Origin of the sequence: uncultured Mailhella sp., from assembly GCF_963931295.1 — a bacterium.
GTDB lineage: Bacteria > Desulfobacterota > Desulfovibrionia > Desulfovibrionales > Desulfovibrionaceae > Mailhella.
Genome location: NZ_OZ007001.1, coordinates 116,989 through 130,048 on the forward strand (window position 1 = coordinate 116,989; position 13,060 = coordinate 130,048).

Below are 13,060 nucleotides of genomic sequence, written 5' to 3' on the forward strand. Positions count from 1 at the left end.
GAACCTATGTCAGCTGCAAAGAACACCGTCATTGGAATATTCGTGGTCATCGGCCTTGTCTGCGTGGCCTATCTCACCATCAAGCTCGGCCGCATGGAAGTGCTCGGCGAGAGCGGCTACACCGTAACCGCGCGTTTCTCCTCCGTGGCAGGTCTGCGCGTCGGAGCCAGCGTGGAAATCGCCGGCGTGTCCATCGGCCGGGTGTCCGCCATCCGGCTCGACACCAAGGACTACACCGCCCACGTCGATCTGCACATCAACGAAGGCGTGCCGCTCTCCGAAGACGTCATGGCCTCGGTGAAGACCAGCGGCCTCATCGGCGACAAATACATCGCCATCACGCCCGGAGGCTCGGAAACCCCGCTCGAACCCGGCAGCCTCATTACCGACACGGAACCAGCCCTTGACCTCGAAGCCCTGATCGGCAAAGTCGTTTTCGGAGGTGTATAATGCGCATCAAAATTTTCCTTCTCTCCCTGGTTCTCTGCGTGCTTGCCGCGGCGCTGCCCGCCAGCGCCGCAGACATGACCGCCCGTCAGACCGCCGAGGCCGGCGCCGACCGCATACTCGCCCTGCTCAACGATCCGGCCTTCAAGACGCCGGAAGGCAAGCCCGTCATCCGCAAGAAGGTCGAAGACGCCGTGCTTGATCTCTTCGACTTCGAGGAATTCTCCACCCGCACCGTGGGCCCCACCTGGCGGCAGTTCACGCCCGAACAAAAACAGCAGTTCAAGGACGCCTTTACCGAACTTCTGCGCAACACCTACATCGACACGCTCGATGAATACAACGGCCAGAAGATCCGCTTCACCGGCGAAATCAGCGCCGGCAACGGCAAGCGCGTGGAAGTGCAGATGGAATTTCTCGCCGATCAGAAGACCTACCCCGTGGCCTTCCGCATGCTGGAAAAGAACAACCGCTGGGTCGTGTACGACGTGCTCATCGAGGGCATCAGCATGATCAAGAACTACCGTGATCAGTTCCGCGACATCCTGACCAAGAACTCGCCGCAGGAACTCATCGAACGCGTGAAGGCCAAGGCCGAAGAACAGAAAAACAAACCCAAGGAAGCCAAGTGATGCGCACCGCAATTTTCGCCGCCCTTCTGGCCCTGGTTCTCGCCTGCGGCACAGGCTGCGCCTCCCGTCAGGAAAACGCTCCCGCCGCGTCGCAGCAAGTCGCAGTTGAAAGCGTCGCGCAGAGTGCCGACGCCGGGGAAGACTTCGGCGGCCTCGACGACTACGACGACTACAGCACCGAAGACCTCGCCGCGCAGGACGATCCGCTGGAAGGCTGGAACCGCTTCTGGTTCCATGTGAACGACTGGTTCCTCGAATACATCGTGAAGCCTCTGCACAAGGGCTACGCCTTCATCGTGCCCGAACCCATCCGCAACGGCGTCAGCAATTTTGCGCACAACGTGGCCTTCCCCGTGCGCATGCTCAACAGCCTGCTGCAGGGCGAGTTTGCCCAGGCCGGCGTGGAATTCGACCGTTCCGTGGTGAACTTCATGGTCAGCCTCGGCTTTGCCGACGTGGCCAGTCAGAGCAAGCCGCTCTACCCCTATCATCCCGAAACCGAAAATTTCGACTACACGCTCGGCGTGTGGGGCGTGCCCGACGGGCCGTACTTCATCATTCCCTTCCTCGGGCCCTCCACCGTTCGCGGAGCCGTGGGCGAAACCGGCGACGCCTTCATGAAGCCGCAGTACTACGCGCTCGACTGGGAAGTCAGCACCGCAAGCAGCGTGTATCTTGCCTTCAACGGCGCCGACGCCCTCTACAAGCCCTACGATCAGATTACCGAATCCGCTCTGGAACCCTATGTGGCCCTGCGCAACGCCTACCTCAACATGCGGAAAAACCGCCTGCAGCGCATGACCTTCTCTTCCAACACTCAGGACTAGCCAGGAGACAACCGTGGCAAAAGCAGACCGTTATCACAAAACCTTCCCCGTAACCTGGGAACAGCTCCACCGCGACGCCAAGGCTCTCTCCTGGCGCCTTCTGGAACGCGGCAAGTTCACCAAAATCGTGGCCGTCACCCGCGGCGGACTCATTCCCGCCGGCATCATCGCCCGCGAGCTCAACATCCGCCACATCGACACCGCCTGCATCATGCTCTACAACTACCGCGAGGAAGGCGATCAGGAAACCGTACTCAAGAGCGCCGATCCTTCCTTCAACTCGGAAGAGACCCTCGTCATCGACGATCTCGTGGACACCGGCCACACTGCCAAAATTCTGCGCGACATGCTGCCCAAGGCGCATTTCGCCACGCTGTACGCCAAGCCTGCGGGCATTCCCCTCGTGGACAGCTTCGTCACCGAGCTCAGTCAGGACACCTGGGTGCTGTTCCCCTGGGATTCCGAAGTGCAGTACACCAAGCCCATCATTGATCTCAAGGAAGGCGACTGAGGAGTTGTCTCCCATCGAAAAAAGGCCGGTTTTACCGGCCTTTTTTTATTTCCGCACGCCGACTTTTCCGGGAAAAGGAATTGACAGCGCGCGTCGTCTGTGCTCCCATTCCCCCGTTCGGGGGCAATAACCGTTTTTTCTTCCGACGGGCAGCCGCCCCCCGCCGCCCATAACGAAAAGAGTCATCATGTCCGCTAAACGCATGGTCACCATGGACGGCAACACGGCAGCCGCCCACGTCGCCTATATATTCACCGAAATAGCCGCCATCTATCCCATCACCCCATCCTCCCCCATGGCGGAAAAAACCGATCTCTGGTCCGCCCGCGGACGCCTCAACATGTTCGGTCAGCCCGTGCGTCTCGTGGAAATGCAGTCCGAGGCAGGGGCCGTCGCCGCCGTGCACGGCGCGCTTCAAACCGGCGCGCTCGCCACGTCCTTCACCTCGTCGCAGGGGCTTTTGCTCATGATTCCGGTGCTGCACCGCATCGCCGGCGAACACCTTCCCTGCGTGCTGCACGTGGCCACGCGCACCGTGGGCACGCACGCCATGTCCATTTTCGGCGATCATTCCGACGTCATGAACTGCCGCCAGACCGGCTTTGCCATGCTCTCCACGGCCAGCGTGCAGGAAGTCATGGACCTCGCCGCCGTGGCCCATCTTTGCGCCGTGCATTCGAGAGTGCCGTTTCTGCATTTCTTCGACGGATTCCGCACCTCTCACGAACTGTGCAAGGTGGAGGAAATCGACGACAAGGAACTCTCCGCCCTGCTCGACCGCGACGCGCTGAATGCCTTCCGCGCTCAGGCCCTGAATCCGGAACATCCGCGCATCCGCGGCACGGTGCAGAACGGCGACGTGTTCTTCCAGGTGCGGGAAGCCTCCCGCCGCTTCTACGACGCCCTGCCGGACGACGTGGAATCCTGCATGGCAAAGATCAGCGCGCTCACCGGGCGCGAGTATCATATCTTCCAGTATTACGGCGATCCTGAGGCCGAAGACGTCATCGTGGCCATGGGTTCCGTGTGCGGTACCATCGAGGAAACCGTGGACGCCCTGCGCGCCTCGGGCCGCAAGGTCGGCCTTGTGCAGGTGCGTCTGTACCGTCCCTTCTCCGCCCGTCATCTTCTCGCCGCACTCCCTGCAAATGTGCAACGCATCGCAGTGCTCGACCGCTGCGCCGAAATGGGCTCGGCGGGCGAACCGCTCTACGAAGACGTGTGCTCCGCGCTCATGGGGGCGGGGCGAGCCGCCCTCGTCGTCGGCGGCCGCTACGGCCTCTCCTCCAAGGATACCGACCCCACCCAGATCCGCGACGTCTTCGACAATCTGCGCCGCCCCGAGCCGCTGAATCATTTTTCCATCGGCATCGTGGACGACGTGACCCATCTTTCCCTGCCGCGCGGCGAAGCGCTCGACACGGACCGGGGCAACATTCTCATGAGCTGCAAGTTCTGGGGCCTCGGTTCCGACGGCACGGTGGGCGCGAACAAGAACACCGTGGACATCATCAACCGCGTCACGCCGCTCTTTGCGCAGGCCTATTTTGAATACGACGCCAAGAAATCCTACGGCCTCACGCGCTCGCACCTGCGCATCGGCAGGGGGCCGGTGCGCGCCTCCCGCGCCGTGCGTCATCCGAACATCGTGGCCTGCCACGCGCAAAGCTACGTCGGCCTCTACGACATGGCCGAAGAACTCAAGGAAGGCGGCCTCTTCCTGCTCAACTGCACCTGGAAGGAAAGCGAACTCGACGAGCGCCTGCCCGCGCGCTTCCGCAAGACGCTCGCCGAAAAAAAGGCCCGTCTCTTCATCATCGACGCCACGAAGATTGCGCACGAGCTCGGCCTCGGCCAGCACGTGAACGTCATTCTTCAGGCGGCGTTCTTCCATCTTTCCGGCATCATTCCCGAATCACAGGCCGAAGCCTGCATAGAAGAGGCCGTGCGCAAGACCTACTTCGCCAAGGGCGAAGAGGTGGTGGCGCGCAACATTGCCGCCATCCGCGCGGGATTTGAGAACGTGCGTGAAGCGCCCGTGCCCGAACGCTGGAAGACGCTCGACAACGACGAACCCGCCCCGCGCGCCGACGCGCCCGCCGTGGTGACCCGTCTGCTTGATCCGCTGAACGCCCAGAAGGGCGACGATCTGCCCGTGAGCGCCTTCCTCGGCTACGAAGACGGACAGATGGACATGGGCCTCACCGCATGGGAAAAACGCGACATCGCCGTGCATGTTCCCCGCTGGAATGCCGAAGCGTGCGTGCAGTGCAACCGCTGCTCCTTCGTGTGCCCGCATGCGGTGATTCGTCCGTACCTTCTTACCGAAGACGAAGCCGCCCGCGCGCCCGAAGGTCTGGTCAGCGCTCCGGCCCGGGGCAAGAGAGCCGAAGGCCTCCGCTACACTCTTCAGATCAGCGTGTCCGACTGCACGGGCTGCGGAAGCTGCGTTTCCTGCTGCCCCGCCGCAGGCAAGGCGCTTGCCATGACGCCGCGGGCCGAGGTGCAGGAAAACCGCAGGCTCTGGAACTACGCCCTCGGCATTGAAGACAAGCGCGTGTTTGCGCCGTTTACCGTGCGCGGCAGCCAGTTCCGGCGGCCGCTGCTGGAATTTTCGGCCGCCTGCGCAGGCTGCGGCGAAACGCCCTACGCCAAGCTCCTTACCCAGCTTTTCGGCACCCGCGTGTACTGGGCCAACGCCACCGGCTGCTCCCAGGCCTGGGGCGCAGCCATGCCCGGCATTCCCTACGCCGTCAACGCGCGCGGTCAGGGCCCGGCCTGGTCCAACTGCCTGTTCGAGAACAACGCGGAATTCAGCCTCGGCATGCTGCTCTCCGTGCGTCAGCAGCGCGAGGCCGAACGCGAACGCGTCCGCCGTCTGCTGGAACATCTCCCCGAAGGCCCCGCTGCCGATGCCGCCCGCCGCTGGATCGAACTCTTCGACAGCTACGAAGGCTCGGAGGAAGCCTCGCAAAACCTTAAAGCAGCGCTTGAACAACTGCCGCAGACCGACGAAGTGCGCGACATTCTCGCCCACGCCGATCAGCTGGTCAAAAAATACTTCTGGATGTTCGGCGGCGACGGCTGGGCCTACGACATCGGCTTCGGCGGTCTCGACCACGTGCTCGCCACGGGAGAAGACATCAACGTGCTCGTGGTGGACACGGAAGTGTATTCCAACACCGGCGGCCAGTCGTCCAAGGCTACGCCGCTCGGCGCGGTGGCGCAGTTCGCCTCCGCGGGCAAGAAGAGCGGCAAGAAGGATCTCGGCACCATGTTCATGGCCTACGGCAACATCTATGTGGCGCAGGTCTCCATGGGCGCTTCGCCCGAGCAGCTCATGAAGGCGCTCAAAGAAGCCTCGGAATATCCCGGGCCTTCCCTGGTCATCGCCTACGCGCCCTGCACGGCCCACGGCATCCGCGCGGGCATGGCTCACGCGCAGCAGGAAATGAAGCGCGCCGCCGAAAGCGGCTACTGGCCGCTCTACCGCTATCATCCCGACAGGCCCGATCCCCTCGTGCTGGACAGTCCCAGACCCGGCATGCCCTACGAAGAATTTCTGAACGGCGAAAACCGCTACGCCTCGCTCAAACGCACCTTCCCCGAGCGCGCCGACGCCCTGGCCGAAAAGGCCGCCAAAGAAGCCGCGCACCGCTACCTTCGCTACGAACGGCTCGCCGAGGCGCTCCGCCGCGGAAACTGAAAAAAATTTTTCGTTTCCGCAAAAAAAAGACTTGCCAAGCCGCGGCAAATTGTCTATCTACATTCCTGCGCCGAAGTGGTGAAATTGGTAGACACGCTAGGTTCAGGGTCTAGTTCCCGTTCGGGAGTAAGAGTTCGAGTCTCTTCTTCGGCACCAGAAGCACGCAAAGCCCGTGAGGTTATCCTCACGGGCTTTTTTGTTTTTCTCCTCCGCAGCCAAAAACAAGAATCGTGCGTCGGGCTCTTCCATCGTCTGATGGCCGGGCGCTCTTGTGCGCGCCCTTTCCCGGGAGTCTCTGTTCCGGCTTTTTCGCGCCCCGCAACGCTTCCGGCAGACGCAATTGAAATCCGCGGCCCGCTGTGCTAGAGCTTTTTTCAGGGAAATGCGGAAAAATGCGACGCCGATGCGCCGCTTCGTCCGCGCGCGGCAGCACAGCATCATGCCGCCGCCCTCTCCGCCGCATCCGCAGGCGCGGACTTCGCATTTCATGAACACGCGCCGGTCGCGCCGGCATCCGCGCTCGCTCCGCGTCCGCGGAAAGGACGCCTTATGGTCAAAACCTGGAACATCGCCATCCCCGAACTCACCGGCAGGGAAAAACGCCGGGCCTATCTCTACCTTCCCACCATGTACCGGGATCAGCCCCGCCGCCGCTTTCCCGTGCTCTACATGTTCGACGGCCACAACGTCTTCTTCGATTCCCACGCCACCCACGGCAAAAGCTGGGGCCTTTCCGAATACCTCGACTTCTTCGACGTGCCCCTCATCGTGGCCGCCGTGGAATGCAATCATCATCCCGACAACGGCCGCCTCTCCGAATATTCGCCCTACGACTTCTGCGATCCCGAATTCGGCTGCGTCACCGGCCGGGGCGACATCACCATGGAATGGCTCGTGAACACGTTCAAGCCCTCCATCGACCGGCGCTGGCGCACCATTCCCTGGCGCGAGCAGACCTTCATTGCAGGCAGCTCCATGGGCGGTCTCATGAGCCTCTACGCCGTGACCAAGTACAACGAAATCTTCTCCCGCGCAGCGGCGCTCTCCCCCCACATCTGGGCGGACAGAAAAAAACTGACCGACCTCATCCGCACGGCCCCGCTCTCGCCCGACACCGTGGTGTACATGGACTGGGGCTCGGAAGAATTCGGAGGCAACCGCCGCATGGCGCACGATCTGCGCCTCGTGGCCGACGCCATCTTCGACCGCGGCATCCATCTGACCGCGCGCGTGGTTCCCGGCGGCGAACACAGCGAGGCCAGCTGGGAAAAACAGACGCCCTTCTTCATCGACACCCTCATGTACGGCCTGGACGGCTGACGCCAACTCGGAGGACACATGCAGACAAGATACTTCAAGGAATACAGTCCCGCCCTCGGCCGCGACATGGAATGCAAGGTGTACGGTCACGCCGGCCGTCCCCTGCTCTTCGTTCCCTGTCAGGACGGCCGCTTCTTCTCGTTTGAAGACTTCCACATGTCCGACACCATGGCTCCGTGGATAGAAGACGGCAGACTCATGGTCATTGCCGTGGACACCATCGATCAGGAAACGTGGTCCAACAAGAGCGGAGATCCGTGGTGGCGCATCCGCCGTCACGAAGCGTGGATGAATCATCTCTTCAACGAAATCGTGCCCTTTGCTCAGCATCTGGCGCGCGTGGCCAACGGCTGGGACGGGCATCCCGGCCTCATTGCCTTCGGATGCAGTCTCGGCGCGCTCCACGCGGCGAACCTGTACCTGCGCCGTCCGGATCTCTTCAACGGTCTGCTGGCGCTTTCGGGCATCTACACGGCAAGTTACGGCTTCGGCTCCTACATGGACGACGTGGTGTACCGCAATTCTCCCGTGGACTACATGGCGAATTTTCCGTCCGACCACCCCTACATTCCTCTGTACAACAGCCAGCGCGCCGCCATCTGCGTTGGTCAGGGAGCATGGGAACTGCCCGAATCCACGAGGCAGCTCAAGGACATTTTTGAAAGAAAGGGTATCCATCTCTGGGTGGATATCTGGGGACACGACGTCAATCACGACTGGCCGTGGTGGTACCGGCAGGTGGAATACTTTCTGCCGTGGCTGCTCGGCGAACGCGCAGCCTGACATCTGAATTGCAGGGGGATGCCGGATCGGCGCGTCGCCGATCCGTTTCAGAAGGAAGGCGCCGAAAGGAGGATCAAGGCACCATGAAAAACTTTGTGTTCATTTCACCGAATTTTCCCACAAACTACTGGAAGTTCTGCCATCACCTCAAGGCCGACGGCCTGAACGTGCTCGGCATAGGCGATCAGCCCTATGACGAGCTTCTGCCGGAGCTCAAGGCCAGCCTCAGCGAATACTACAAGGTGAGCAGTCTGGAAAACTACGATGAAGTGTACCGGGCCATGGGCTTTTTCATCCACAAGTACGGCCGCATCGACTGGCTGGAATCGAACAACGAGTACTGGCTGGAGCGCGACGCCGCCCTCCGCACCGACTTCAACATCACGAGCGGCTTCCAGAACAAGGACATTCCCAGCATCCGCTTCAAGTCGGGCATGAAGGAATTCTACCGCCGCGCCGGCATCGCCACGGCTCCCTATCACCTCGTGGACGACAGACAGGGCTGCCTCGACTTCATCGGCCGCGTGGGGTGGCCCGTGGTGGTCAAGCCCGACAACGGCGTGGGAGCGTCCGACACGCGCAAGCTTGCCTCCGAGGCCGATCTCGACGCCTTTCTTGCGCAAAAAAAGTCCGGCGTGCCGTACATCATGGAAGAATTCATCCACGCGGAAATCAATTCCTACGACGCCATCTACAATTCCAAGGGCGAACCGATCTTCGAGACCGGCAACATCACGCCCAAGTCGCTGATGGACGTGGTGAACAACGCCGAAAACGTCATGTACTACATTCTCAAGGATCTGCCCGACGACACCCGCGCCGCCGGACGCGCCACGGCCAAAAGCTTCGGCGTGAAGAGCCGCTTCGTGCATTTTGAATTCTTCCGGCTCACGCAGGATCAGGCAGGCATGGGCAAAAAGGGCGACGTAGTGGCACTGGAAGTGAACATGCGCCCGAGCGGCGGCTACAGTCCCGACATGATGAACTTCGCGAACAGCACCGACGTGTACAAGATCTGGGCGGACATGATCGCCTTCGACCGCTCCACCCTGCCCGTGGGCGAACACTTCTACTGCGCCTTTGCCGGACGCCGCGACGGATGCGAGTTCCGCCTCTCCCGCGAGGAGCTGGAGAAGAAGTACGCCGCAAACATGAAAATGATCGGGCGCATTCCTCCGGCGCTGGCAGACGCCATGGCGGATCAGATGTTCATCGCCACCTTCTCCACCAAAGAAGACATGAACGCCTTCTACGCCGACGCCCTGGCCCCGAAAAACTAGCCGGATCTCCGGCAGGGGAGGTTGCGCAGGCGACGCCTTCGCCCTCCCTTGTCCGGAGCCGGAATCTTTTCTCCGGCCCGCCGCTTCAGCGCGGGCGCTTCAATCGTCGGCGAGCGTTTCGGGCAAGAAATAGAAAGAATCGGCTATGGACAGGGGCGGGGAAAAGGCCCACCCTGAGCGTGCCGACTCTCCGATGGTCGGAAAGCGGCATCCGTTCCGCCGCACGGCAGCGCCTGCGTACTCCACTTCGGAAACGCCGCGCGTCAAAGCGGCATTCGGCCTTCAACCGCACAGGAAACACCATGAAAGACATCGTCATCATTTCGTCGAGCCCTCGCAAGGGCGGCAACTCCGATCTGCTTTGCGACCAGTTCATGAAAGGCGCGCTCGAAGCAGGGCACAAAGTGGAAAAAATTGCGCTTCGGGAAAAGAATCTGCATCCGTGCATGGGCTGCGGAGCCTGCGAAAGCAGCCGCCGCTGCGTGCAGAAGGACGACATGGCGGCCATTCTCGACAGACTTGTCGAGGCCGACGTCATCGTCATGGCCACGCCCGTGTATTTCTACACCATGAGCGCGCAGATGAAGACGCTCATCGACAGAACCGTGCCCCGCTACACCGAAATTTCGGGCAAGGAATTCTACTTCATCGCCACCGCCGCCGACGGCAACAAAAAGGCGCTGGAACGCACCATCGACGGCTTCCGCGGCTTCACCGACTGCCTGGACGGCGTGCAGGAAAAGGGCGTGATTCTCGCGTCCGGCGTATGGAAGAAAGGCGAAGTGACCGGCAACGCCGCCATGGAAGAGGCGTTCAACATGGGACGCAACGCCTGAGAGCTTTTCCCAGCATTCCGCCGGCGCGGCGGAAGAGGATGAACCGTCCTTTTTTCCGCCGCACGGGCCGCGTACGGCCTGCTTTTTCCTGCGGCAGGCCGCCGCACGCTCTTCCCCGCACATCCGCGCTCATCGGAAACCGACCGGAGGGAGACAACAAAAGCTTCGTTCTTCCCCGCGCGGGGGCCGCGCCTGCACTCACGAAACGACATGCCATGGGAATGGAATCTTCCCGTACGCGTGAAGACACGTTCATGGGTTTTCTTGCGTGGTCCGATGGCTTTCCACCTTCCCGCGCCCGTGGGGATGCCCTCAGCGACAACAATTCGGAAAACTCCGGGGAGAAGGGATCTCCGCATGGGGTGCGCTGCCACGCTCAACGTTTGCCGCCGCTGAATAAAAGGTATTTTCCGCACACGGAGAGCGCGAAGGAACAGTGCAACGCCTGACAGAAAGAGACTGCTTGTTTCCCCTGCGCGCAGGACTGCGCCGACCGATGCGCGGAAATTGTGCCTGTGACGACCGTTCTTCCCCACGCGGGGGCCGAGCTCTGCCTGGGCTGTCCTCCCATAACGGGAAAACACAGCATTCCCGGCCGCGCTTCCGAAAGAAAGCCGTGAGCCTTCCGAAAACATGACGGAGAGCTTCTTCCGCCCGATCCCGCAGCGCGCCCATCCGTGAGCCTTCCGGAGCGGCGGACAGCTCGCCCCTCTTGACTCTTTGCGACTATCCAGCCAGAATTTATCAATAAGTCCGGCAAGTCGCCGCGATTTCCACAACAACGTCTTCCGGCCCAGGGGCCGCCCCTCATACCGTCACAACCATGCGCCTGCTTCTTCCTTCCATCACCATGGCGGTCTATGTTTTTCTGAGTCTTGTCCTTCCTCTGAAGGCGGGACTGCCCGCCAAGGCCCTGCTTGGCGTCGCGCTCATGGCCGCCGCCCTCAAATACGTCTTCTATCAGGTAGTGGGCGGAGGCTTTTTCCGGCCCGACCTGCCCGCGCCCGTCATGCTGACGGCGGAAGCGCTGTACGCCGCGCTGCTGATGCTCTTTGTGCTGGCGCTCGCCAAGGACGCGGCAGGACTTGTGCTGCGCGTCTGTCGCCTCTTCGGTGTCTCGTGGCGTCTGCCCCTCACGCCGGGATGGCGCTGCGGCCTTCTCATGCTCGTGTCTCTCTCCTGCGGCGCATGGGGCACCTGGCAGGCCGTGCGCGTGCCCGACGTGCGCACCGTGAACGTGGCCATCCCCAAACTTCCAGCAGAGCTTGAAGGTTTTACGCTGGCGCAGCTCAGCGACCTGCACATCGGCCCGGTGCAGAAAAAGGCATGGCTTGCCGAAGTGGTGCGGAGAACCAACGCGCTCTCGCCGGACGCCGTGGCCATCACCGGCGACATGATCGACGGTCTGCCGAACGCCCTGCGGGGCGAACTGACGCCCCTTGCCGACCTGCGGCCCAAATACGGCGTCTTCGGGGTTACGGGAAACCATGAATACTACTACGACGCCCGCGGCTGGATACAGGAATTTCAGAAGCTCGGCGTCGTCATGCTGAACAACGAGCATCGCGTGCTTCCCGGCGGACTGGTGCTCGGCGGCGTGCCCGACTCCACGGCCGAACGCTTCGGCGGACAAGGCCCGGACGTCGAGGCCGCATTTGTCGGCGCTCCCGACGGCGTGCGCGTACTGCTCTGTCACAAGCCGAACGGCAACGGCATTCCCGCGCCGGGCGTGGCGCTTCAGCTCTCCGGGCACACGCACGGCGGTCTCATATTCTTTCTGGCGCCGCTCATCGGAGCGTACAACGCAGGCTACGTCAACGGCCTTTATTCCACGCCGCAGGGCGGACAGATCTACGTCAACCCGGGCACGGGCCTGTGGAACGGCTTTTCCTGCCGCCTCGGCGTGCCCTCGGAAATCACCCGCTTCGTCTTTCACCGCAGGGCCGACTCCTGAGCCGGACAGCTCTCCCGCCGGCCCTGTCGGATGAAAACGCCGCAAAAGCATGCCGACCGCGATCGTGATGCGGTCCGCAGACCTCCGGCGCAGCCCTTTCGGCAAGAGCCCGTGCTCTCGTTTTGCAGAAAAGAAAACGCCCTGTGATTCCGCTTTTGCAGACAATTCATCGGCCATCCTGCCTGCGTTCAGTGCGTACGCAAGAAAACTTCAAGGAACAGTTCAATCTTTTCGCCCGCTCTGACTATCCGCGGAAAAGCTCCGGGTGAAAAGCCTGCGGACATCGGCCCTGACGCGTCACACGCGGGGATCCCCCAATAACGAAACGGCATGCCGCGCTCGGGCTTCTGACAGCACACGAGCCGCCACCTGACAAGGCCCGACGACGCACCAGGCCTCTATTCTGCCCGCACAGACAAAAAACTGGTCCGTTTGCATGTCGAGAACTGACCTTTCGGCTCTTGACCGCAGACCGCACACGAGCGGAGGGAAAAGCATGCGCGGCCTGCGGGAAACAACGGCTGCTCCTGAGGCTCTCTGAGGCGACACTGCCCACGCCCCTTTTCTCTTCTCTCCTCCAGCTCTCCGAGTTCCCCGCCCCGACGCTCTCGATGAACGACGCCGAAGCGCGGGCCCTCCGACTCCGCATTTTCAGAGCTCCCCGCTTCCTCCGCCTCTTCTTCTGCGCCCCTCAGCCCCGTCGTCCCGACCTCAGGGCACAAAAAAGGCCGGGGGACGGCCCCGGCCCGTCGTTTGCCTCAAAG

At 62.0% G+C, this 13,060-nt stretch carries 10 protein-coding genes and 1 tRNA gene; all 11 read left to right on the top strand.

The features are described 5' to 3' along the window. Nucleotides 1-6 precede the first annotated feature (6 nt). Nucleotides 7-450, top strand: a complete 444-nt coding sequence (mlaD, locus tag ABGT79_RS00600) for an outer membrane lipid asymmetry maintenance protein MlaD (RefSeq protein ID WP_346664530.1) — start codon at nucleotides 7-9, stop codon at nucleotides 448-450. Beyond that, complete coding sequence (locus ABGT79_RS00605) at nucleotides 450-1,079, top strand: ABC transporter substrate-binding protein (protein ID WP_346664531.1); 630 nt, start codon at nucleotides 450-452, stop codon at nucleotides 1,077-1,079. The genes mlaD and ABGT79_RS00605 overlap by 1 nt, the downstream gene beginning before the upstream one ends. Then, nucleotides 1,079-1,906, top strand: coding sequence for a VacJ family lipoprotein (locus ABGT79_RS00610; protein WP_346664532.1), 828 nt, complete (start codon nucleotides 1,079-1,081; stop codon nucleotides 1,904-1,906). The genes ABGT79_RS00605 and ABGT79_RS00610 overlap by 1 nt, the downstream gene beginning before the upstream one ends. A gap of 13 nt (nucleotides 1,907-1,919) precedes the next feature. After that, nucleotides 1,920-2,417, top strand: coding sequence for a xanthine phosphoribosyltransferase (gene gpt / locus ABGT79_RS00615; RefSeq protein ID WP_346664533.1), 498 nt, complete (start codon nucleotides 1,920-1,922; stop codon nucleotides 2,415-2,417). Nucleotides 2,418-2,604: 187 nt separating this feature from the next. Next, the gene (nifJ, locus tag ABGT79_RS00620) at nucleotides 2,605-6,123 is read left to right on the top strand and encodes a pyruvate:ferredoxin (flavodoxin) oxidoreductase (protein ID WP_346664534.1); all 3,519 of its coding nucleotides are present in this window, start codon (nucleotides 2,605-2,607) and stop codon (nucleotides 6,121-6,123) included. Nucleotides 6,124-6,192: 69 nt separating this feature from the next. After that, nucleotides 6,193-6,279, top strand: a tRNA-Leu gene (locus ABGT79_RS00625). A 393-nt stretch (nucleotides 6,280-6,672) separates the two neighbouring features. Next, a complete protein-coding gene (locus ABGT79_RS00630) occupies nucleotides 6,673-7,443 on the top strand; it encodes an alpha/beta hydrolase-fold protein (RefSeq protein WP_346664535.1) in 771 nt (256 codons plus the stop codon). Between the two features lie 18 nt (nucleotides 7,444-7,461). Then, nucleotides 7,462-8,226: an alpha/beta hydrolase-fold protein gene (locus ABGT79_RS00635; protein WP_346664536.1), complete on the top strand. Its 765-nt coding sequence runs from the start codon at nucleotides 7,462-7,464 to the stop codon at nucleotides 8,224-8,226. 83 nt (nucleotides 8,227-8,309) lie between these two features. Beyond that, nucleotides 8,310-9,506: a hypothetical protein gene (locus ABGT79_RS00640; protein ID WP_346664537.1), complete on the top strand. Its 1,197-nt coding sequence runs from the start codon at nucleotides 8,310-8,312 to the stop codon at nucleotides 9,504-9,506. 302 nt (nucleotides 9,507-9,808) lie between these two features. After that, on the top strand, nucleotides 9,809-10,342 hold the full coding sequence (locus tag ABGT79_RS00645; protein WP_346664538.1) for a flavodoxin family protein: 534 nt from the start codon (nucleotides 9,809-9,811) through the stop codon (nucleotides 10,340-10,342). A gap of 823 nt (nucleotides 10,343-11,165) precedes the next feature. Beyond that, nucleotides 11,166-12,296: a metallophosphoesterase gene (locus ABGT79_RS00650; protein WP_346664539.1), complete on the top strand. Its 1,131-nt coding sequence runs from the start codon at nucleotides 11,166-11,168 to the stop codon at nucleotides 12,294-12,296. Nucleotides 12,297-13,060 lie beyond the last annotated feature (764 nt).

What these genes read in the sequence shown, in the direction of transcription:
- mlaD (WP_346664530.1), top strand. Translation starts at nt 7, where the DNA reads ATGTCAGCTGCAAAGAACACCGTCATTGGAATATTCGTGGTCATCGGC.
- ABGT79_RS00610 (WP_346664532.1), top strand. Translation starts at nt 1,079, where the DNA reads ATGCGCACCGCAATTTTCGCCGCCCTTCTGGCCCTGGTTCTCGCCTGC.
- ABGT79_RS00630 (WP_346664535.1), top strand. Translation starts at nt 6,673, where the DNA reads ATGGTCAAAACCTGGAACATCGCCATCCCCGAACTCACCGGCAGGGAA.
- ABGT79_RS00635 (WP_346664536.1), top strand. Translation starts at nt 7,462, where the DNA reads ATGCAGACAAGATACTTCAAGGAATACAGTCCCGCCCTCGGCCGCGAC.
- ABGT79_RS00605 (WP_346664531.1), top strand. Translation starts at nt 450, where the DNA reads ATGCGCATCAAAATTTTCCTTCTCTCCCTGGTTCTCTGCGTGCTTGCC.
- ABGT79_RS00645 (WP_346664538.1), top strand. Translation starts at nt 9,809, where the DNA reads ATGAAAGACATCGTCATCATTTCGTCGAGCCCTCGCAAGGGCGGCAAC.
- ABGT79_RS00640 (WP_346664537.1), top strand. Translation starts at nt 8,310, where the DNA reads ATGAAAAACTTTGTGTTCATTTCACCGAATTTTCCCACAAACTACTGG.
- nifJ (WP_346664534.1), top strand. Translation starts at nt 2,605, where the DNA reads ATGTCCGCTAAACGCATGGTCACCATGGACGGCAACACGGCAGCCGCC.
- ABGT79_RS00650 (WP_346664539.1), top strand. Translation starts at nt 11,166, where the DNA reads ATGCGCCTGCTTCTTCCTTCCATCACCATGGCGGTCTATGTTTTTCTG.